The organism is Janthinobacterium sp. 1L-D-8-B-C4, assembly GCF_057291295.1.
The window spans coordinates 55,844-76,052 of sequence record NZ_JBXAVX010000021.1 but is presented as its reverse complement, the minus strand read 5'-3'; the positions used below and the strand labels follow the sequence as shown (position 1 = coordinate 76,052).

Below are 20,209 nucleotides of genomic sequence, written 5' to 3'. Positions count from 1 at the left end.
CTCAAGCCCCTCCCTGCGGAGCGAACAACAGGGCGCCATCGGCGCCGAAGATGAACAACGATTGCGGCTGGCAATACACGGTGCAATCGCTGCCGATATCGAGGTTGTGCACGCCGCCCAGTTGCGCCACCAGCGACAGCGCCCCGCGCCGCGCGTGGACATAGGTTTCCGAGCCGCTGATTTCGGCCAGGTCGACCTGCGCCGCGATCGCCAGGTCAAGCGGCGACTGTGGCGCCAGATGCAGGCTGTGGGCGCGTACGCCAAGGGTGATTTGCCGCTGGCCGGCCAGGGATGCCAGTTGCTGTGGGCTCAAGGGAATTGCCAGGCCATCGGCACCCTGCGCCACGCCGTTGGCATCGAGCTGCGCTTCGATCAGGTTGATCGGCGGATCGCTGAAGGTGCGCGCCACGGCGATGCTGTTGGGCGCATTGAAGACATCGAGCGTGCGGCCCTGCTGCAGCAAACGGCCTTCGTGCAGCACGGCCACATGGCCACCCAGTTGCAGCGCTTCGAGCGGCTCGGTGGTGGCGTAGACCACGGTGGTGCTGCCGCTGGAAAACAGTTCCGTCAGTTCGCGCCGCAATTCCTCGCGCAGCTTGTAGTCGAGATTGACCAGCGGCTCATCGAGCAGCAGCAGGGACGCATCCTTGATCAGCGCGCGGCCCAGCGCCGTGCGCTGCTGCTGGCCGCCCGACAGTTCGCCGGGCCGGCGTTCCAGGTAGGGCGTGATATGCAGGCGTTCGGCCAGCGCCAGCACCTTGCTGCGGATCTGCGCTTCGGGCTCCTTGCGCAGGCGCAAGGGCGAGGCCATATTGTCGTAGACGGAAAACGCGGGATAATTGATGAATTGCTGGTAGACCATGGCCAGGTTGCGTCGACTGACCGGCACGCCCGTCACGTCGACCCCATCGGCCACCACCTTGCCGGCGGTGGGCTTGTCCAGGCCCGCCATCACGCGCATCAGGGTGGTCTTGCCGGCACGCGTGGTGCCCAGCAGTACATTGATGGCGCCCGGCACCAGCGCCAGCGACATCGGATACAAATAAGTGTCAGCACCCTGCTGCTTGCTGATCTCGCTCAAGTCAAGTTGCACGTCTTCTCCTCCAGGTATGGTCGCCGCACCCTCTGACGGGGCATGGTCGTTTGCCGCTTGCTTCTGCTACACAGGTCTACATGGGATGCGTCTCCAGCCAGGCATCGAGCAACTGTTCCGTACCGACCGGCAAATGCAAGCCCAGCTTGGAGCGCCGCCACAAGATGTCGGCCGCGCCGGTGGCCCATTCATGGCGCCGCAAATAATCGATCTCGGCCGCGTACAGCCCGCTGGCCACTTCCTCGCCCATCTGTTCCACTCTGGCCCGCCCTTCCAGCAGCGCATGGATGCGCGTGCCATAGGCCCGTGCGTAACGCGCCACCAGCGGCGCCGGCAGCCAGCCGTATTGCCGCTGCAAGCCAGCAATAAAGTCGCCAAAGCCGCTGACCGCACGGTTGTCAGGCAACTTGCCGGTCACGTCGCCGCCCGGCAAACAGGCTTGCGCGGTCCAGGGTCCTTGTCTGGCTTCCAGCAAGGGTGCCAGCAGGTCGACCGCTTCCTCGGCCAGCTTGCGGAAGGTGGTGATCTTGCCGCCGAAAATACTCAGCAGCGGCGCGCCTTCACGGTCCAGCTCGAAGCGGTAGTCGCGCGTCACGGCCTTCGCCTGGGCCGAGGCGTCTTCGACCAGCGGACGCACGCCCGAGTAAGTCCAGACCACGTCGACAGGCACGATGGGCTTGCTGAAATAGTAACTGGAAAGTTCGCATAAGTAACTAATTTCCGCATCGTCGATCGCCACTTTGCCGCTATCGCCCTGGTAATCGAGATCGGTGGTGCCGATCAGGGTGAAATCCTGTTCGTAGGGAATCGCAAACACGATGCGCCCGTCATGGTGCTGGAAGATATACGCGTGATCATGCTCGAACAGCCGCTTGACGACGATATGGCTGCCCTTGATCAGGCGCAGATTGCGCCCTTGCGCGGTGGGCGCGGCCTGGCGCAGGAAGTCGGCCGTCCATGGGCCGGTGGCGTTGACCACGCTGCGCGCGCGCACTTGCAGCGTGCCGCCATCGCTGCGCTGCAGGCTGGCCAGCCAGTGATCGGCCTCGCGAGCCAGGCTGGTGCAGCGCGTGCGCGTGAGAACCGTGGCGCCCTTCTCTTTCGCGTCCATGGCGTTGAGCAGCACCAGGCGGGCGTCGTCGACCCAGCCGTCGGAATACACAAAGCCACGCTTGAACTGCGGCTTCAATGGTTTGCCGGCCGGATGGTTTTGCAAGTTGATGCTGGCGGACGCCGGCAGCAATTCGCGTTTGGCCAGCATATCGTAAAGAAACAGGCCGGCGCGTATCAGCCAGGCCGGGCGCTGGCCCTCGGCATGCGGCATCACGAAACGCAGCGGCCACATGATGTGTGGCGCCGAGCGCAGCAGCACTTCGCGCTCGATCAGGGCCTTGCGCACCAGGCCGAACTCGTAATATTCCAGGTAGCGCAGGCCGCCATGGATCAACTTGGTCGAGGCCGACGAGGTGTGCGATGCGAGGTCATCCTTTTCACACAGCACCACCGACAGGCCACGCCCCGCCGCATCGCGTGCGATCCCGGCGCCATTGATGCCGCCGCCAACGACCAGCAGATCGCATTCCATGATTGTGTCTGCCTGTGCTGCCACCATCAAAACTCCATTCGTAGTAATCAATAACGATATAATTCATATGCCAGATGAATAAGATTACGCCAGAATACGAACTCATGGCAACATATTTTCATCACTATTTGTTCGTTTCTGTTCGATTATAAGAAAGAATGCATCATGATCCTCAATCCCCGCCAGCGCAGCCTGCTCGACGCCGTGCGCCAGCACCTGACCGTCTCGGTTGAAGAACTGGCCCAGCAATTGAAAGTGACGCCGCAGACCGTGCGCCGCGACGTCAAGCAGATGGAGGAAGCGCGCCTGCTGGCGCGTTACCACGGCGGCGTCGGCCTGCCCTCGTCGGTGGAGAACATCGATTACAGCCAGCGCCAGGTGCTCAACAGCGAGGCCAAGCGCCGCATCGCTGCCGCCGTCGCGCTGCAGGTGCCGCATGGCTGTTCGCTCCTGATCAATATCGGCACCACCACCGAGGAGGTGGCGCGCGCGCTCGGCCAGCACACGGGCTTGCACGTGGTGACCAACAACCTCAACGTGGCCGCCATCCTGGCCGACAACCCCGGCTGCGAAGTGATCGTTGCCGGCGGCGTGGTGCGCGGACGCGACCGTGGCATCGTTGGCGAAGCCACCATCGACTTTATCCGCCAGTTCAAGGTCGATATCGGCATCATCGGCATTTCCAGCATCGATGAAGACGGCAGCCTGCGCGACTTCGATGCGCGCGAAGTGAAGGTGGCGCAAGCGATCATCGAGCAATCGCGTGAAGTATGGCTGGTGGCCGATCAGCACAAGTTCGGCCGCAAGGCCCTGGTACGCCTGGCCGACCTGGCCCAGGTCGACATGCTGTTTACCGATGCGCCGCCGCCGGCGCTGTTTGCCCAGGTGCTGCGCGACGCGGCCGTCAAGCTGGTGGTGGCTGGCTGATTTCCTGGGCGGGACGGAAAAGTGGCGGTGCAATGCCGCCATGTGTGGACAATCTCACTTAACACTGTGAAATAGTTAGCAAAGCTCAAAAAATTCCTGTTACCATTGAGGCAACATGAGTTGGTTTTTTAATCTTCCTCTTTGGCAATACTATTGCGTGATTAATATTGTTGATCGCGCCGCTGGCGGAAGGCTGAAAAACTGGTGAAGCAGCGCCTTGCCGATACGCAAAAGCGCCTTCTTCCGTACGCATACCGACAACAACGCACTCGTCCGCAAGCGCCCCGACCCTGCCCGATGCCGCCCAGTGAAGGAAAACAGATGAACCACAATATCGAATCGGCCACCATGCCGCCCGCCGTCAGCGCCAGCAACGCCGCCAACGCCGCCAGCGTCAGCGAACTGGAAGCCCACCTGGGCTACTGGCTGCGTTTTGTTTCCAACCATGTGTCGCACAGTTTCCAGAAAAAAGCCGAAGCCAATGGCGTGACGGTGTCCGAGTGGGTGGTGCTGCGCGAAATGTTCCGCCTCGGTTGCACCTCTCCTACCGTGCTGGCGCAAGTGGCCGGCATGAGCAAGGGCGCCGTCTCGAAACTGATCGACCGCCTGGAAGGCAAGGGCATGGTCAGCAAATCGATCCTGCTGGCCGACCGCCGCCAGCACTCGATCGAACTGACCACCGAAGGCGAAGCACTGGTGCCGGTGCTGGCCGACATGGCCGACCAGAACGACGAAGAATTCTTCGGCCAGCTGCCGCCGGAATTGCGCGAAAACCTGCTGGTGGCGATGAAGGAAGTGGCGCGCACGCACCAGCTCAAAAGCGACCCGCTCAACTAGGCGGCAGCGTCCAGCAGGGCCATCCCATCGCGGCCCTGGCCCTTGGCCTGGTACAGCGCCTGGTCCGCCAGGTGCAGCAACTGCTCCGGCGTCAGCCCGCCTTCGCGGCAGACGGCGATGCCGATGCTGGTGGTGACACTGAGCGGGCCGCTGGCCAGCGCGAACGGCACACGGATGGCGGCAACGATCTTGGCGCCGATCTGGCGCACTTCGGCCGCACTTTTCACCCCTTCGAAGATAATCACGAACTCGTCACCGGCCAGGCGCGCCACCAGGTCGGTCGCGCGCACGCTGCGCAGCAATCGCTGGGCAAATTCCTTCAGCACTTCGTCGCCGGCCTGGTGGCCCAGGCTGTCGTTGATCGCCTTGAAGCGGTCGATATCGAGATAGGCCAGCGCCATCGGCGCGCCCGCCGCCTGCGTGCGCGCCAGGCTTTGCGCCAGGTGCTCGTCGAAACGGCGCCGGTTGGCGATGCCGGTCAGGGTGTCGGTGGCGGCGGCGAAGCGCAGCGCCGAGTGCGCCGCCTTGACCTTGGTGATTTCATGGATCAGCCCATACACGCCGATCACCACGCCATGCTCATCGATGTCGGGCACATAGCTGGCCTGGAAGGCGCGGCCGTCGCCAGCGTAGCCGTGGCGCTCGTCCTCGACCGTGAATTCATACTCGACCTCTTCGCCGGCGAATGCGCGCCGCAGGTACTGCTCGCGCAGCCGGTAAGCCGCTACCCCCAGCACTTCGCTGATCGGGCGCCTCATGCCCTCCTCGGCCGAGACGCCGAACCATTTTTCAAACGTGGCGTTGATGAACTGGTAGCGGTGTTCGCGGTCGATATACACGATCACCACCGGCACATGGTCGGTCAGCAGTTTCAAACGCCGTTCGCTGTCGCGCGTCTGCGTCTCGGCCAGTTCGCGTTCGGCCACCAGGGTGTAGAAATCGCGGCTCAAGTCGCCGATCTCGTCGCGCCTTTCAATCTGCAGCGCCTCGATGCCAAGCCGGTGGCGGCGAATCTGGTGCACCTGGCTGCGCAGGCGTTCCAGCGGACGCAGCAGGCGCAGCACCACGCGCCAGCCCGCCAGGCCCGCCAGCGCCGCCAGCAGCAGCGCCGCAAGCAAGATCTTGCTGCGGATGGCGCGCAGCGGCGCGAAGGCCTCGCGCGTAGGGTAGACCGAGGCCAGTATCCAGCCGGTGCTGGCGATGCGGTGGTAGGCAAACAGGGCGTCGTCGCCATTGCTGGTCTTGCCCGCCATCGCCCCCTGGAAGCCCTGCATTGCGCTGCGCGTCGGCACGCTGGGCGGGCAGAGCGCGCCGATATGGCGCATGATCAGCGTCTTGTCGGGATGCTCGATGACGATGCCCTGTTCCGTCATGATGTACAGATGACCGCCAGGTCCCGGCTTGAGCGTATCGAGGCGGCCCAGGAAATCGGGCTGGCGCAAGTTGACGCTGGCCGCCAGCACCAGGCGCACCTGACCCTGCGCGTTGAATACGGGCTGGGTGACGACAACGATGGGCATGCCGGAGATGCTGCCTTGCAGCGGCTCGGAAATGACCGAGCGCTTCTGTTCCAGTGTCTGCGTGAAATACGGCCGGTCCCTGACCGTCGTGCCGGTGCGCGGCTTGACCGGGCCCAGGCTGGCCAGCACGCGGCCGTCGAGATCGACCAGTCCGGCCGTGAAAAACTCCTTGCCCAGCATCGTCTGGGCGGACAGGAAGCGCTGCAGGCCAGCCTGGTCGGGCAGGTCCTGCGCGGCCAGGCTGTCGGCCATCACGCGCAGCACATTGCGCTTGGCGGCCAGCTCTTCATCGATGAACACGGCGGCGCTGGCCAGCGAGGCATATTGCTGCTGGCCCGTCACGCCGCGCATGTCGCGTTCGGCCACCGCCAGCGTGGCCAGCGCCAGCAGCGCGACGGCGCCCAGCACCAGCAGGAAGACCACCACGCTCATGCGCGCCTTCAGGCTGGCGGGCAGGATGTTGCCGATGCTCTTGCGTAGTCTCGTTCTCATGGAATCAGGGGTCCGGGACTTCCTGGCGCTGCGCCCCTGCTATCGTCGTCGCCAGTCCTGGCGCATGCGCCGGCAGGCAAAAAATAATATTGCTTTACGATATGATACCAAATTGTCCATGCCTACGCGCAACACGGGCGGACTTACAACAGTGTCGCATGCGCCAGCAGGTGACGGTACAACTGGCCAGCCGAGTCTTCCAGCGCCTGGCTCTGGGTATCGAGCGTCAGGGCCGGCGCCAGCGGCGCTTCGTAGGGGGCAGAGACGCCCGTGAATTGCGGGATCTGGCCGGCGCGGGCGCGCGCATACAGGCCCTTGGGGTCGCGCGCCTCGCACACCTGCACCGGCGTGCTGACGTGCACCTCGATAAACTGGGCGTCGCCGATAATGGCCGCCGCCATGGCGCGGTCGGCGCGGTTGGGCGAAATCAGGGCCGCGATCACCACCAGCCCCGCATCATTCATCAGGCACGCCACTTCGGCCGTGCGGCGGATATTTTCGTGCCGGTCCTGCGGCGTAAAGCCCAGGTCGCGGTTCAGGCCATGGCGCAGCAGATCGCCATCGAGCACGACAACCGGGCGCCCGTCGGCCTTCAGGCGCCGCGCCAGCGCCTCGGCAATGCTGGTTTTGCCGGCGCCGCTCAACCCCGTCAGCCAGACCGTGGCCGCCCTGCTTTGTGCTTGCTTCATGTGCTCTCCTGTCGTGACAGGAAATATAACAAAGCACGAACAAAAAAGACAGCCTACGCCGTAGTGCCGTTCAGTTAGTGTTCCTACGCTCCCGGCAAACCTGCAAAACGGATTAAAACCCCAGTCGCCCGCACAGGCCCACCGGGCCAAGCGAGGCTGAAAAATGTCGAGGGCAAGGCGCAGCGACGAAGACAGTACGCATGTACGGCGAGGAGCTGCAACGCCGCCATCGGCATTTTCTCAGACGCGCGTCTCCGGCCCGCCATTTTTACGTTTGTAAGCCTTACGCATTGACATGCGTCGGACAGCTTAACTGAACGGCATTACAGCCTATGCAGCGCGCTCGGCCAGCGCTTCGGCCGCCACTACCGCAATCAGCTGGCGTATCTCCGGCACGCAGGAACCGCAATTGCCTCCCGCTTTCACGCAGGCGGTTACCTGCGCGGCGGTCGTCAAATTGTCCTTGCGGATCGCGTCGCAGATGGTATTGCGGCCCACGCCAAAGCACGAACACACGGTGGCGCCGGCATCCATGCCCTTGACGATCGGCTGGCCCAGCAGCACGCCGGCGCGATCAAGCGCGTCGAGCTGATCATGCGCAAACAGGCCGGCCAGCCAGGCGCGCGACGGCAGGTCCGGCCGTGGCGACACATACACACATTGCGCGATGCGGCCATCGACCAGGTGCACCGCGCGATACACGCCGGCGCTGGCGTCGGCATAATCGAGCCAGTCGGCGTCGCTATCGCTCACGCCCAGCAAGCCGCGCGCCCAGCCGGCCAGGTCGTCGAGGCGATTGCGCCCGGCCAGTTCGTAGCGCAGGAACTGCTCGCCCTGCACCCGCGTCCAGTGCGCCACGCCGTCCAGATTCAAGGGCGTGCGGCTCAATACAAACGCATGCCAGTGCACGCGGAACTGCTCGATGCAAATCGGCGTATGCTTGAATTCCGGTTCGCCCGAGACCGGATCGACCACCGGGTTGACGACGGCGCCGACCCTCGCGTCGGACGCATTGGCGTCGCTCCAGTGGATCGGCACAAACACCTGGCCGCGCGCGATACCGCCGCCATGCACCACGCGCGCCACCATCGCGCCCCAGCGGCTGGAAATGCGCGCCAGCTCGCCTTCGCGCACGCTGTACAGCAGCGCATCCTGCGGGTGGATGTCGATGAACGATTCGGCGATATGGCCGGACAAGCGCGCCGCCTTGCCGGTGCGCGTCATGGTATGCCACTGGTCGCGCACGCGCCCGGTATTGAGCACCAGCGGAAAGTCCTCGTCCGGCAGGTTCTGCGGCGCGCGCGGCGCGGTGGCAATAAAGCGCGCGCGACCATCGGCATGCGCAAAGCGGCCGTCGCCGAACAAGCGTGGCTGATTGTGCGGCCATTGCTGCGGCAGCAAAGCATCGTACTGTTCGGCGTCGAGCGCCGCCAGGTGCGACAGATTGAACAGGCGCGCCGTCTCGCCCTCGTTGCGATAGGTGGAGAGGCGCGCGTGTTCATTGAAAATCGCTTGCGGCGCCGTGAAATCGAAGCCCTCGTAGCCCATGCGCGTGGCCACCTGGCACAGTACCTGCCAGTCGGCGCGTGCTTCGCCCGGCGCCGGCAAAAAGGCGCGCTGGCGCGAGATGCGGCGCTCGGAATTGGTCACCGTGCCGTCTTTTTCACCCCAGCCCAGGGCCGGCAGCAGCACGTCGGCATAGCTGTTGGTATCGGCTTGCGCGCTGATGTCGGACACCACCACCAGTTCGCATTTGTCCAGCGCGCGGCGCACCTGGTCGGCGTCGGGCATGCTGACCAGCGGATTGGTGGCGATAATCCACACCGCTTTCACGGTACCCGCCTCGATCGCCTGGAACAGCTCGACCGCTTTCAGGCCGGGCTTATCCGCGATGCGCGGCGAATCCCAGAACGTCTGCACGGCCTCGCGGTGCGCCGGTTTGTCCAGGTCCAGGTGGGCCGCCAGCATGTTTGCCAGGCCGCCCACTTCGCGCCCGCCCATGGCGTTGGGCTGGCCTGTCAGCGAAAATGGCCCCATGCCCGGCTGGCCGATGCGCCCGGTCGCAAGGTGGCAGTTGATGATGCTGTTGACCTTGTCGGTACCGCTCGAGGACTGGTTCACGCCCTGCGAAAACGCCGTGACGACCTTGCGCGTGGCGGCAAAATCGCGGTAAAAACCGAGCAGCGCCTGCGGGTCGACCTTGCAGATCTTCGCCACTTGCAAGGGGTCGGCGCAGTCGACATGGGCAGCGGCCAGCGCCTCGTCCAGGCCAACGCTGTGGCGCGTGACGAAATCATCGGCGATCACGCCCTCTCTCGCCAAGTAACACAGCAGGCCGTTGAACAGCCACACGTCGGTGCCCGGTTTGACGGGCAGGTGCAGGTCGGCCAGTTCGCAGGTGGCGGTGCGGCGCGGGTCGATCACCACCAGTTTCAGATTCGGCCGGCTTTCCTTGAGGCGCGCGATGCGCTGGAACAGAATCGGATGGCACCAGGCCGTGTTCGAACCGACCAGCACCACCATGTCGGCCAGTTCCAGGTCCTCGTAGCAGCCCGGCACGATGTCTTCGCCGAACGCGCGCTTGTGGCCAGCCACCGCCGACGACATGCACAGGCGAGAATTGGTGTCGATATTGGCGCTGCCGACATAGCCTTTCATCAGCTTGTTGGCGATGTAATAGTCTTCCGTCAGCAACTGGCCCGAGACATACAATGCCACCGCATCGGGACCGTGTTCGTCGATAATCGCACGCAGGCCGCCGGCGACTTTATCGAGCGCATCATCCCAGGACACCGGCGCCAACGCGCCGTCCTGGCGCAGCTGTGGGTACAGCAAGCGGTCGTCGAGACTGACGGTGTCGCCCAGGGCCGAGCCTTTCACGCACAGCCGCCCCAGGTTGGCCGGATGCTTGGCGTCGCCGGCGATGCGGATCGCGCCATCGGGCAGGCGCGTCGCTTCGACGCCGCAGCCGACGCCGCAATAAGGGCAAGTGGTTTTCACGGGCGTGCAGGTCGTCATGGGAGCTTTCCAGTCAGGCAGCCAGGTCGCACAAGGCCTGGCCAAACAAAAGGTGCGAGCGCAGGCGGCTGATGTCGCTGCGCTTCTGTATCAGGTCGAAATACCACGGGCCGTCCTGCACCTCGCCATACAGCACGGCGCCGGCCAGGCGGTTGCCCTGCACCACCAGGCGCTTGTAGACGCCGCGGCGCGGGTCGCGCAGCACCAGGTCTTCGCTGCCTTCGCCGCCGATAATGTCGCCGGCCGAATACAGGTCGATGCCGGTCACTTTCAGTTTTGTGGCGCTGGCCTGCTGCACATAGCGGCGATGGCCGGCGCCGGCCAGGTGGGCGCCGCAGACGCGCGCCTGCTCCCAGATCGGTGCCACCAGGCCGAAGGTGGCGCGCCGGTGCTGCACGCATTCGCCGACCGCATACACGCGCGGATCATAGCTTTGCAGGCAGTCGTCGACGACGATGGCGCGCTCGCAGTGCAGGCCGGCCTCTTTCGCCAGCGCGATATTGGGCCGCACGCCGGCCGTCATTACCACCAGGTCGGCCGGAATACTGCTGCCGTCGAGAAAGCGCACGCCCTGCACGCGCTCGGTGCCGAGAATTTCGGCGGTCTGCGCCTGCATCAAAAAGCGCAGGCCCCGTGCCTCCAGCGCCGTTTTCAGCAGCATCGAGGCCGGTGCGTCGAGCTGCTGGTTCATCAGGCTGCCGCTCATGTGCACCACGGTGACGTCCATGCCCTGGCGCTGCAGGCCGTTGGCCGCTTCGAGGCCCAGCAGGCCGCCGCCGATCACCACCGCGTGGCGGTGTTCGCGCGCCGCGCGCAGCATGGTGTCGACGTCGTCGATATCGCGAAAGCCGATCACGCCAGGCAGTTCATGGCCGGGCACTGGCACGATGAACGGCGTCGAGCCGGTCGCCAGCAGCAGCCGGTCATAGCTCACATTGATGCCGGACAGCGCGTGTACCGTGCGCGCCTTGCGGTCGATGCGCACCACCGGGTCGCCCGCGTGCAGGGTGATGCCGTTCTGCGCATACCACTCGCGCGTATGCAGCATGATGTCGTCCACCGTCTTTTCGCCGGCCAGCACCGGCGAGAGCAAGATGCGGTTGTAATTGCCGTGCGGCTCGGCGCCGAACACCGTAATGTCGTACAAATCCGGCGCCAGTTTCAGCAGCTCTTCCACCGTGCGCATGCCGGCCATGCCGTTGCCGACCACCACCAGCGATGGTCGTTTGGCCGGGTTCACAGTGCCACCCACACCATGCCGCCAAACACGCGCGTCGGCCAGGCGGCCACCGAATACTCGGGCGCTTCGATGCACTCACCCGTGTGCAGGTCGAAATGCTGCTTGTAGATCGGCGAGGCGACCACGATGCGCTCCCCCAGGCTGCCCACCAGGCCGCGCGACAGCACCGAGGCGCCCGCATTCGGGTCGACATTATCGATGGCGAAAATCTTCGGACTGGCGTCGCCGACACGAAACACGGCCACATGCCGGCCTTTTAACAGCGCGCAGACGCCGGTGTCGGGCACGATATCGTCGAGCTGGCAGATGGCCATCCAGTTGTCGGCGCTGATGCCGGAAAGTTCGTTAATCGCGTTCATGAATCAAGCCTCCACGGCAAGGATGGGGATCACGGTACTGCGGCGTTCAAGTTCGGTGGCGGGACGGATCTGGCCCCGTTCTTCGACAAACACCACGTTTTCATCGTTCTTGTCGCTGTTGACGAAATGGCGGAAACGCTGGCGCACGGCCGGGTCGCTGACGGCGGCTTTCCACTCGCACGCATAGGTGTCGACCACGTGCTGCATGTCCGCTTCCAGCTCAAGCGCCAGGCCCAGGCTGTCGTCGATGATCACGCGTTTCAGGTAATCGAGGCCGCCTTCGAGGTTGTCGCGCCACACGCTGGTGCGCTGCAGGCGGTCGGCCGTGCGCACGTAGAACATCAAAAAGCGGTCGACATAGCGCACCAGCGTGGCTTCGTCGAGGTCGGAGGCAATCAGTTCGGCATGGCGCGGCTTCATGCCGCCATTGCCGCACACGTACAGGTTCCAGCCTTTTTCGGTGGCGATCAGGCCGATGTCCTTGCCTTGCGCTTCGGCGCATTCGCGGGTGCAGCCAGAGACACCGAACTTGATCTTGTGCGGCGTGCGCAGGCCCTTGTAGCGGTTTTCCAGTTCAATTGCAAAGCCCACGCTGTCGGCCACGCCGTAGCGGCACCAGGTCGAGCCGACGCACGATTTGACCGTGCGCAGCGATTTGCCGTAGGCGTGGCCCGATTCGAACCCGGCGGCGATCAGCTCTTCCCAGATCGCTGGCAGTTGATCGACGCGCGCGCCGAACAGGTCGACCCGCTGGCCGCCCGTGATCTTGGTGTACAGGCCGTATTTTTTCGCCACCGTGCCGACCGCGATCAGGCCATCGGCCGTCACTTCGCCACCGGCCATGCGCGGCACCACCGAATACGTGCCGTCTTTCTGGATATTGCCAAGGAAGTAGTCGTTGCTGTCCTGCAGGCTGGCGTGGACCGGCGTGAGCACGAAATCGTTCCAGCAAGAGGCCAGGATATTGGCCGCCAGTGGTTTGCACACGTCGCAACCGAGGCCACGGCCGTGCGCTTCGAGCAGCGCGCCGAAGCTGCGAATCTTGCCGACCCGCACCAAATGGTGCAGCTCCTGGCGCGTATAGGCAAAATGTTCGCAGACATGGTTGTTGACCGCCATGCCCTGCTTCTTCATTTCCGCCTTCATGATCTGCGTTACCAGTGGCACGCAGCCACCGCAGGCCGTCCCCGCCTTCGTGCAGGATTTCAATGCGGCTATGGTAGTGGCGCCATCGGCCACCGCCGCGCACAGCGCACCTTTTGAAACATCATTGCACGAGCAGATCTGCGCGCCATCGGGCAAGGCGTCGACACCGAGACCCACCTTTTGCTGGCCATCGGCCTGCGGCAAGATCAAAAACTCGGGCGACTCGGGCAGCTCGATCTTGTTGAGCATCATCTGCAGCAAGGTGCCGTATTCGCTGGCGTCGCCCACCATCACGCCGCCCAGCAGGTATTTGCCGCAGTCGGAGACGACGATTTTCTTGTAGATCTGCTTGCGCTCGTCCATGAACTGGTAGGAACGGCTGCCCGGCGCATTGCCGTGCGGGTCGCCCAGACTGGCCACGTCCACGCCCATCAGTTTCAGCTTGGTGCTCATGTCGGCACCCTTGAACGACGCTTCGCCCTCTTCCTGCAGCACATGACGCGCCGCGATGCGGGCCATTTCGTAGCCGGGCGCCACCAGGCCGAATATCAGCCCGCCCCACAGCGCGCACTCGCCGATGGCGTAGATGTCGGGGTCGGAAGTAACGCAGCTGTCATCGATGGCGATGCCGCCGCGCGGCCCCACTTCCAGGCCGCAGGCGCGCGCCAGTTCGTCACGCGGGCGGATGCCGGCCGAAAACACGATCATGTCCGCTTCCAGGTGGCTGCCGTCGGCAAACTGCATGCGGTGCGTGGCGGCTTCGCCGTCGACGATGGCCAGCGTGTTCTTTTGCGTATGGACGGTCACGCCCAGCTCTTCGATCTTGCGGCGCAACACGCGCGCGCCGCCTTCGTCGACCTGCACCGCCATCAGGCGCGGCGCAAATTCCACCACGTGGGTGTCGAGTTTCAGGTCGCGCAGCGCTTTCGCGCATTCCAGACCCAAAAGCCCGCCGCCGATCACCACGCCGGTTTTCGACTTGTCGCCCCAGGCCAGCATGGCTTCCAGGTCTTCGATGGTGCGGTAGACGAAGCAGCCGTCCCGGTCCTTGCCGGGCAGCGGCGGCACGAACGGCGTCGACCCGGTGGCAAATACCAGCTTGTCGTAGGCCAGGATCTCGCCGGTGCTGACGGTGACGGTTTTTGCCGCCCGGTCGACCGCGATGGCGCGGGCATTGAGCTTCAAGGCCACGTTGCCCTGGTCGAAAAAGCCGGGCGCCACCAGCGACAGGTCTTGCGCCGATTTGCCACTGAAAAACTCGGACAGGTGCACGCGATCGTATGCCGGGCGCGGCTCTTCGCACAGCACCGTCACGGACAGGCGCGTATTGTTTTCCAGTGCGAGGCGTTCGAGGAATTTATGCCCGACCATGCCATGGCCGAGGACGACGATTTTCAGGGGGTGATTCATGCTGTTCTCCTCAGGCCGCAGCCATCTTCGATTCGGCCGCGCTGGTGGTAAAACGCACCGCGATCGCACACAGGGCCGACACCACCACCAGCACGCTCAGGATGATCAATGTCTGGCGGATGTCGCCCGTGCCCTTCATCAGGAAACCGGCCGCCACCGCACCGACATTGCCGCCGGCGCCGATAATCCCGGCCACGCCGCCCAGCGCCTTGCTGTCGATAAATGGCACCAGCGCGTAGGTGGCGCCGCAAGCCATGTGCGTGAACAGGCCGAACACCAGCATGGCAATCACGGCCCAGGTGACGCTGTCGACCTTGGCAAACCACAGCAGGCCGACGCCTTCGCCGATCATCAGCATGAACAGCAGGGTGACGCGGCTGTTCAGGTTGCCGCGCAGCGCCAGCTTGTCGGACATCCAGCCGCCCAGGGCGCGGGCAAACAGCGCCAGCAGGCCAAAGCTGCCGGCGGCCAGGCCGGCGGATTTGAGCGACAGGCCGAAATGGTCGACGTAGTAGACGGCGGCGATATTATGGATAAAGATCTCGATGCCGAAGCAGGCGCCATAGGTGACGAACAGCAGCCACACGCGGTAGTTGGCGCTGGCGGCCTTGAAGCTGGCCCACCCGCCCTTTTTGCCGCCTTCGATGGCGATGCCGGCCTTGCGCATGTCGGAGTAATTGCCTTGCGGGCAGTCTTGCGTAAAGCGCCAGTAGAGGGCCGCCATCACCAGCATCAGCACGCCCGGCACCAGCAGCGCTACGCGCCAGCCCATCGATTCGGACACGCCCAGCATCACCAGTGCGCCCAACATCAGCGGCATCAGCGCCTGCGCCGCACCGCCGCCTGCATTGCCCCAGCCGGCGGCGGCCGCATTGGCCGTGCCGACCACGCGCGGCGCGAACATTACCGAGGTGTGGTACTGGGTGATCACGAAACTGGCGCCCACCGCGCCGATGCCGAGGCGGAAGAACAGGAAGCTTTCATAGCTTTGCGAAGCGGCCACGCCCAGCACGGGAATCGCGCCCAGCAGCAGCAAGCCGGTATAGGTCTTGCGCGGGCCGTAGCGGTCGCACATGGGGCCGACGATCAGGCGTACCAGGATGGTGATGGCGACGGCGGCGATATTGATATTGGCCACTTGCGCCAGCGACAGGCCAAACTCGCCCTTGATGATGGGCATCAGCGGCGCGCAGGCGAACCAGGCGAAAAAGCAGACGAAGAACGCCATCCAGGTCAGGTGGAAGGCGCGCATGGGTGGCGTGGCGAGGGAAAAGAGCGTGATGCTGGTAGCTTTGCTGGCCATGATGGTTCCCGAAGTATCCCGTTAGAAAAACAAAAACGGCGCCCGCTCCCACCGATCACAAAATCAGTTGAGCGGACGCCGTTGTCCATGGTGGTCCGTCGTTGGACCGTTGTTTGTTCAGGGGATCGCCGTTGATCCGTATCTATCCTTTAGCAAACGCCGTGCCAGCTTTCACCAAGGGCTAGCCCTTGAAATGCAGGCCGTTTGCGCCCGCTCATGGTTTATCGCGGTGCAGCATTGCCACTTCGTGGTGCATGCACGGAACCGAAAGATGGCAGAGCTTGTCTAATCGTTATCGAAGTCATCCCTGTGGAGGCAATCATGGCCGGGCGACGGTATATGGTGGCAAGCTGGGCTTGTGCGCTGGTGTTGATCTCCTTGCCCGCGCAGGCGGCCGAACCGAAAGAACACAGCGAACTGGAAGCGACCGTGGAAGCGCCATTCCGGGCGGCACCGGCACAGCGCCGCACGCAGGCACGCACTTTTGTGGTTCGCCTGGAGCATCCCGATGGCGGCAGCGCGCACGCCGTCGACTGGAGCTTGAACCTGTCTGGTCCCGGTGCACAGGGGCTGCTGCGCCGCAGCTGGTCGGGACGGCAAGTGCTGGAAGGCGGCAGCGCCATCCTGCGCCTGCACTGGGATGGCCGCGGCGTTGATCGGCGCCGCGCGCCGGCAGGCTTGTACTCGCTTAGCCTGCTGGCCAGCAGCGGCGACGACACGGTAGAGCAGCAATGGCAGATCGCCGTCGACCGTGACGCACCCTCGGCGCCACGCATGGCGGCCATGTCCGCACCAGTGGTGGGAAGCACCTTCCCCTATCGCATCGTCCATGCCAACCTGCACAGCCAGACCCGCCACAGCGACGGCGGCGCCGCGCTGGACGCCTGCAAGGGCGCGCAGGAGCCGCAATCAGCGCCCTACGGCCCGCTGGACGCCTACCGCTATGCGCAACAGCATGGGCTGGACGTGCTGCTGACGTCCGAGCACAACCATATGTATGACGGCTCCGACGGTACCAACGCGGCGGCCGAACCGTTCGATACGATCGCGCTGTACCACGCCGGCCTGGCCGAAGCGGCCGCTTACACCGCGGCCCACCCCGGCTTCCTGGCCCTGTACGGCATGGAATGGGGCGTGATCAACAAGGGCGGCCACCTGAATATCTTCAACAGCGAGCAATTGCTGGGCTGGGAAAAAAATGGCCGTGGCGAACTGCTTGCCGAAATCGACACGCCGAAAGGCGATTACGCCGGCCTGTACACCCTGATGCGCGAGCGCGGCTGGCTGGGCCAGTTCAACCACCCGGCGCGCTCGGGCCAGTTCCTGGTGGGCGGCCAGCCGCTCGGCTACACGCCCGATGGCGACGCGGCCATGGTGCTGTGCGAGGTGATGAATACGTCGGCTTTTTCCACCAACGAGCAGGAAACGGAAACCCGGCGCAGCAATTTCGAAGCGGCCTGCAACCAGGCCCTGGCGGCCGGCTACCATGTCGCCTTCAGCAGCAACCAGGACAATCACTGCGCCAACTGGGGCGCCGCCTATGGCAACCGCACCGCCATCCTGATCGACCGCGACGCCGCCCTGTCGCGCGACAGCCTGTTCGAGGCACTGCGCGCGCGGCGCGTGTTTGCCACCATGGACAAGCATGGTCAACTGATCTTTACCGCCAACGGCAGGATGATGGGCGAGCGCTTCGACAACCAGGGCCCCTTGCAACTGGCCGTCAGTTTCAGCAATACGCGCGGGCGCCAGGCGGCAGCCATTGCCATTGTCCAGGGAGTACCTGGCGCCAATGGCAGCGTGACGGCCCTGTCGGACCAGGCCAGCATCAGCCTGACACCTGCACCCGGCCCCCACTTCTACTACGCGCGCATAACGCAGGACGACGGCAACCTGCTCTGGTCGGCGCCCGTGTGGGTCAACCAGCTGCCCTGAAAACTATGTGCGCCAGCAGACTGAAACCGTACGTCAACAGTGTTCTACTGCAACTATTGACCAGCTGCTTTGCTAGTCCTGTTAAAAAGGAACACCACATGAACAAGAAAATCCTCGTCTCCTCCCTGATCGCAGCCTTTATGGTTTGCAGCACCTCGGCCTTTGCCCAGGACCGCCATGACCGGAATGACAACAGGCAGCAACAGCACGACCAACGTGGCGATCACCACGATGACCGCCGTGACGACCATGCGCGCCCGAATGACGGCAACAACGGCAACCCGCACGCCCGCAACCGCGGCGTCGGCCCGCGCCACAATCTGTACAAGGGCAACCGGTTGCCGGCCGAATACCGCAACAGGAAACATGTCGTCAACGACTGGCGCGCCCGCCGCCTGAGCGCACCGCCACGCGGCCACCAGTGGGTAAAGGTCGATAACGACTATGTGCTGATGGCGGCTGCCACCGGCCTGATCGCGCAGATTATCCTGGGCAATTAACTCGGCGCCACCGCGCCGCCGTCACGCGCCATCAATTCGACCACCCAGTCGATAAAGACGCGCAGCTTCTTGCTGACATGGCGGTTTGGCGGGTACGCCAGGAACAAGGGCATGGGGTCGACCGTCCATTGTTCGAACAGGGGCAGCAGCTCGCCCCTGGCCACATGCGGGCGCGCCATATAGTCCGGCAGCCACAGCACTCCCAGCCCCGCCACCCCGGCCGCCAGATAAGCATTGCCGTCGTCGATCGACAGCACATGCTGGCCCTCGATCCTGACGCTCTTGCCCTCGTGGTGCATCACATACGGAAAACCGTTGCCAGTGCGCGCCCAGCGAAAGCGCACGATGCGGTGCGCGCTGTCCTGCAACTCCAGCGGATGCAAGGGCGTGCCGAGCCGTGCCAGATAGCTTGGCGCCGCATACACGCCCAGTTGCAAGTCGGCGATCTTGCGCGCCATCAGCGACTGGTCGGCAAGTTCCCCACCGCGTATCACGCAATCGACATTGTCGCCAATCACGTCGACCATGCGGTCGCTGGCGCCCATGTCGAGCACGATATCGGGATACAGCGCATGAAAGCGCGGCAGCGCCGGCACCAGCAGCAAGGCGGCCAGCGGACTGGGCACGTCGATCCGCAACGGGCCCCGTGGCAAGGCGGCTGCATGCGGCAAGCTCGTTTCGATTTCTTCCAGCGTATCGAGCACCTGCACGATGCGCTCGTAATAGGCGGCGCCGTCGGCCGTCACATTCACCTTGCGCGTGGTGCGGTTCAACAGTTTCAGGCGCAGACGCGCTTCAAGCTGCTGCACCAGCTGCGTCACGGTGGTGCGGCTCATATTGAGCGTCGCGGCCGCCTTCGTGAAACTGCCCGTCTCGACCACCCGCACGAATGCCTTCATCGCATCAAACCTGTCCATATGCCCCTTTGTCAGCCGATTGTTTGGATTATACAAATAGTCCAGGCCGGTCTTGCCGCTTTATCCGCAATCGATTGATGGCTACAGTGTTCCTCAGGCAGCAGCTTCGCTGCATCAAACAAGGAAACCCCATGAAACGCGACGTCATCTTCCCCCCGGGCCGCCAGGCCCTGTATGAAAAGAACCGCTATTCGCCCGCCGTGCGCGCCAACGGCCTGCTGTTCGTCTCAGGCCAGGTCGGCAGCCGCGAAGATGGCTCGCCCGAACCCGAACTCGAAGCGCAAGTGCGGCGCGCCTTTGACAACCTGAACGCCATCCTTGCCGCCGCCGGCTGCACCTTCGACGACGTGCAGGACGTCACCATCTTTATCGTCGACCCGCAGTCGAACTTCCAGCGCATCTGGGATATCGTGCAGGCCGACTACTGGGGCGTGGCGCCGCATCCGACCGTGACGGCGGTGGGCGTGACGTGGTCGTATGGGTTTGACTTCGAGATCAAGGTGGTGGCCAAAATACCGACCTCAAATAGCTGACCGAAATAGCTGATCGACACCGACGGCTGCATGCCGTACTGCCGGACCAATCCCACGATCATTCCCGCCAGGAATAAACGCTATGCCACGCACCGGGCTACCCCGCCCGGTCAAAAACGCCCAGAGTAGAGCTCAACCAACCACAGGAGCTTTACATGAACACCATCACCGTCCCCACCGCAGCCAGCGTTTCCCCAGCCAACCAGGCCATCTTCGCACAGCTTGAAAAAGGCCTCGGCATGGTGCCGAACCTGTACGCCACGCTGGCGTATTCCGAACATGGCCTGGGTAATTACCTGGCGCTGCAAAACGGCAAAAGTTCGCTGAGCGCGAAGGAGCGCGAAGTGATCAATCTGGTGGTCAGCCAGGTCAACCAGTGCGTCTACTGCCTGGCGGCCCACACTGCCTTGGGCGGCATGGTCGGCTTCAAGCCCGAGCAAATCATCGAGATCCGCAAGGGCGGCGCCAGCTTCGATCCGAAGCTGGACGCGCTGGCGCGGCTGGTGAGGAGCACGGCCGAGCACCGCGGCCACGCGGCGCAGGAGACGGTGGACGCGTTCTTCGCCGCCGGCTACAACGAAGGCAACCTGGTCGACACCGTCATCGTCATCGGCGACAAGATCATCACCAACTACCTGCACGCGCTGACCCAGGTGCCGGTCGATTTCCCTGCCGCCCCAGCCATCTGAACAAAGGAGCGCCATC

At 64.0% G+C, this 20,209-nt stretch carries 16 protein-coding genes; 6 read left to right on the top strand and 10 right to left on the bottom strand.

The window, feature by feature from the left end:
- Position 1 precedes the first annotated feature (1 nt).
- Complete coding sequence (locus tag AC0Z42_RS27385) at positions 2 to 1,093, bottom strand: ABC transporter ATP-binding protein (protein ID WP_485471227.1); 1,092 nt, start codon at positions 1,091 to 1,093, stop codon at positions 2 to 4.
- Between the two features lie 76 nt (positions 1,094 to 1,169).
- Positions 1,170 to 2,678: a glycerol-3-phosphate dehydrogenase gene (glpD, locus tag AC0Z42_RS27380; RefSeq protein ID WP_485471226.1), complete on the bottom strand. Its 1,509-nt coding sequence runs from the start codon at positions 2,676 to 2,678 to the stop codon at positions 1,170 to 1,172.
- A 165-nt stretch (positions 2,679 to 2,843) separates the two neighbouring features.
- Between glpD and AC0Z42_RS27375 the strand changes: the two genes are divergently transcribed.
- A complete protein-coding gene (locus AC0Z42_RS27375; protein WP_308921906.1) occupies positions 2,844 to 3,605 on the top strand; it encodes a DeoR/GlpR family DNA-binding transcription regulator in 762 nt (253 codons plus the stop codon).
- A gap of 321 nt (positions 3,606 to 3,926) precedes the next feature.
- Positions 3,927 to 4,442 (top strand): MarR family winged helix-turn-helix transcriptional regulator, encoded by a 516-nt coding sequence (locus tag AC0Z42_RS27370; RefSeq protein WP_485471225.1) that lies wholly within the window; start codon positions 3,927 to 3,929, stop codon positions 4,440 to 4,442.
- Here the strand turns inward: AC0Z42_RS27370 and AC0Z42_RS27365 are convergent.
- The 7 genes from AC0Z42_RS27365 to AC0Z42_RS27335 all read right to left on the bottom strand — a co-directional run bounded on the left by AC0Z42_RS27365 (position 4,439) and on the right by AC0Z42_RS27335 (position 15,619).
- Entirely contained in the window at positions 4,439 to 6,454 is a 2,016-nt protein-coding gene (locus AC0Z42_RS27365; RefSeq protein ID WP_485471224.1) for a diguanylate cyclase domain-containing protein, read from the bottom strand. The genes AC0Z42_RS27370 and AC0Z42_RS27365 overlap by 4 nt on opposite strands.
- A 143-nt stretch (positions 6,455 to 6,597) precedes the next feature.
- Positions 6,598 to 7,170, bottom strand: a complete 573-nt coding sequence (gene cysC, locus AC0Z42_RS27360; RefSeq protein WP_485471254.1) for an adenylyl-sulfate kinase — start codon at positions 7,168 to 7,170, stop codon at positions 6,598 to 6,600.
- Between the two features lie 303 nt (positions 7,171 to 7,473).
- Positions 7,474 to 10,161: a molybdopterin-dependent oxidoreductase gene (locus AC0Z42_RS27355; protein ID WP_485471223.1), complete on the bottom strand. Its 2,688-nt coding sequence runs from the start codon at positions 10,159 to 10,161 to the stop codon at positions 7,474 to 7,476.
- A gap of 13 nt (positions 10,162 to 10,174) precedes the next feature.
- The gene (locus tag AC0Z42_RS27350) at positions 10,175 to 11,401 is read right to left on the bottom strand and encodes an NAD(P)/FAD-dependent oxidoreductase (protein WP_485471253.1); all 1,227 of its coding nucleotides are present in this window, start codon (positions 11,399 to 11,401) and stop codon (positions 10,175 to 10,177) included.
- Positions 11,398 to 11,760, bottom strand: coding sequence for a nitrite reductase small subunit NirD (gene nirD / locus AC0Z42_RS27345; RefSeq protein WP_485471222.1), 363 nt, complete (start codon positions 11,758 to 11,760; stop codon positions 11,398 to 11,400). The genes AC0Z42_RS27350 and nirD overlap by 4 nt, the downstream gene beginning before the upstream one ends.
- A gap of 3 nt (positions 11,761 to 11,763) precedes the next feature.
- Positions 11,764 to 14,316: a nitrite reductase large subunit NirB gene (gene nirB, locus AC0Z42_RS27340; protein ID WP_485471221.1), complete on the bottom strand. Its 2,553-nt coding sequence runs from the start codon at positions 14,314 to 14,316 to the stop codon at positions 11,764 to 11,766.
- A gap of 10 nt (positions 14,317 to 14,326) precedes the next feature.
- Positions 14,327 to 15,619: an MFS transporter gene (locus tag AC0Z42_RS27335; RefSeq protein WP_485471220.1), complete on the bottom strand. Its 1,293-nt coding sequence runs from the start codon at positions 15,617 to 15,619 to the stop codon at positions 14,327 to 14,329.
- A 321-nt stretch (positions 15,620 to 15,940) separates the two neighbouring features.
- On the opposite strand from AC0Z42_RS27335, the gene AC0Z42_RS27330 reads away from it, so the two are divergent.
- Together AC0Z42_RS27330 and AC0Z42_RS27325 are read left to right on the top strand one after the other, a co-directional pair.
- On the top strand, positions 15,941 to 17,554 hold the full coding sequence (locus AC0Z42_RS27330) for a CehA/McbA family metallohydrolase (protein WP_485471219.1): 1,614 nt from the start codon (positions 15,941 to 15,943) through the stop codon (positions 17,552 to 17,554).
- A gap of 98 nt (positions 17,555 to 17,652) precedes the next feature.
- Positions 17,653 to 18,054: an RcnB family protein gene (locus AC0Z42_RS27325; protein WP_485471218.1), complete on the top strand. Its 402-nt coding sequence runs from the start codon at positions 17,653 to 17,655 to the stop codon at positions 18,052 to 18,054.
- Here the strand turns inward: AC0Z42_RS27325 and AC0Z42_RS27320 are convergent.
- Positions 18,051 to 18,971 carry a LysR family transcriptional regulator gene (locus tag AC0Z42_RS27320; RefSeq protein ID WP_485471217.1) on the bottom strand — a complete coding sequence of 307 codons (921 nt, stop codon included), beginning with the start codon at positions 18,969 to 18,971 and terminating at the stop codon, positions 18,051 to 18,053. The genes AC0Z42_RS27325 and AC0Z42_RS27320 overlap by 4 nt on opposite strands.
- Before the next feature lie 131 nt (positions 18,972 to 19,102).
- Between AC0Z42_RS27320 and AC0Z42_RS27315 the strand changes: the two genes are divergently transcribed.
- Positions 19,103 to 19,504 carry a RidA family protein gene (locus tag AC0Z42_RS27315; RefSeq protein ID WP_485471216.1) on the top strand — a complete coding sequence of 134 codons (402 nt, stop codon included), beginning with the start codon at positions 19,103 to 19,105 and terminating at the stop codon, positions 19,502 to 19,504.
- Positions 19,505 to 19,659: 155 nt separating this feature from the next.
- A complete protein-coding gene (locus AC0Z42_RS27310; RefSeq protein WP_485471215.1) occupies positions 19,660 to 20,193 on the top strand; it encodes a carboxymuconolactone decarboxylase family protein in 534 nt (177 codons plus the stop codon).
- Positions 20,194 to 20,209 lie beyond the last annotated feature (16 nt).

Coding starts and splice junctions, on each gene's coding strand:
- glpD (WP_485471226.1), bottom strand. CDS start 2,678: ATGGAATGCGATCTGCTGGTCGTTGGCGGCGGCATCAATGGCGCCGGG.
- AC0Z42_RS27375 (WP_308921906.1), top strand. CDS start 2,844: ATGATCCTCAATCCCCGCCAGCGCAGCCTGCTCGACGCCGTGCGCCAG.
- AC0Z42_RS27370 (WP_485471225.1), top strand. CDS start 3,927: ATGAACCACAATATCGAATCGGCCACCATGCCGCCCGCCGTCAGCGCC.
- AC0Z42_RS27365 (WP_485471224.1), bottom strand. CDS start 6,454: ATGAGAACGAGACTACGCAAGAGCATCGGCAACATCCTGCCCGCCAGC.
- AC0Z42_RS27355 (WP_485471223.1), bottom strand. CDS start 10,161: ATGACGACCTGCACGCCCGTGAAAACCACTTGCCCTTATTGCGGCGTC.
- nirD (WP_485471222.1), bottom strand. CDS start 11,760: ATGAACGCGATTAACGAACTTTCCGGCATCAGCGCCGACAACTGGATG.
- nirB (WP_485471221.1), bottom strand. CDS start 14,316: ATGAATCACCCCCTGAAAATCGTCGTCCTCGGCCATGGCATGGTCGGG.
- AC0Z42_RS27335 (WP_485471220.1), bottom strand. CDS start 15,619: ATGGCCAGCAAAGCTACCAGCATCACGCTCTTTTCCCTCGCCACGCCA.
- AC0Z42_RS27330 (WP_485471219.1), top strand. CDS start 15,941: ATGGCCGGGCGACGGTATATGGTGGCAAGCTGGGCTTGTGCGCTGGTG.
- AC0Z42_RS27325 (WP_485471218.1), top strand. CDS start 17,653: ATGAACAAGAAAATCCTCGTCTCCTCCCTGATCGCAGCCTTTATGGTT.
- AC0Z42_RS27320 (WP_485471217.1), bottom strand. CDS start 18,971: ATGGACAGGTTTGATGCGATGAAGGCATTCGTGCGGGTGGTCGAGACG.
- AC0Z42_RS27315 (WP_485471216.1), top strand. CDS start 19,103: ATGAAACGCGACGTCATCTTCCCCCCGGGCCGCCAGGCCCTGTATGAA.
- AC0Z42_RS27310 (WP_485471215.1), top strand. CDS start 19,660: ATGAACACCATCACCGTCCCCACCGCAGCCAGCGTTTCCCCAGCCAAC.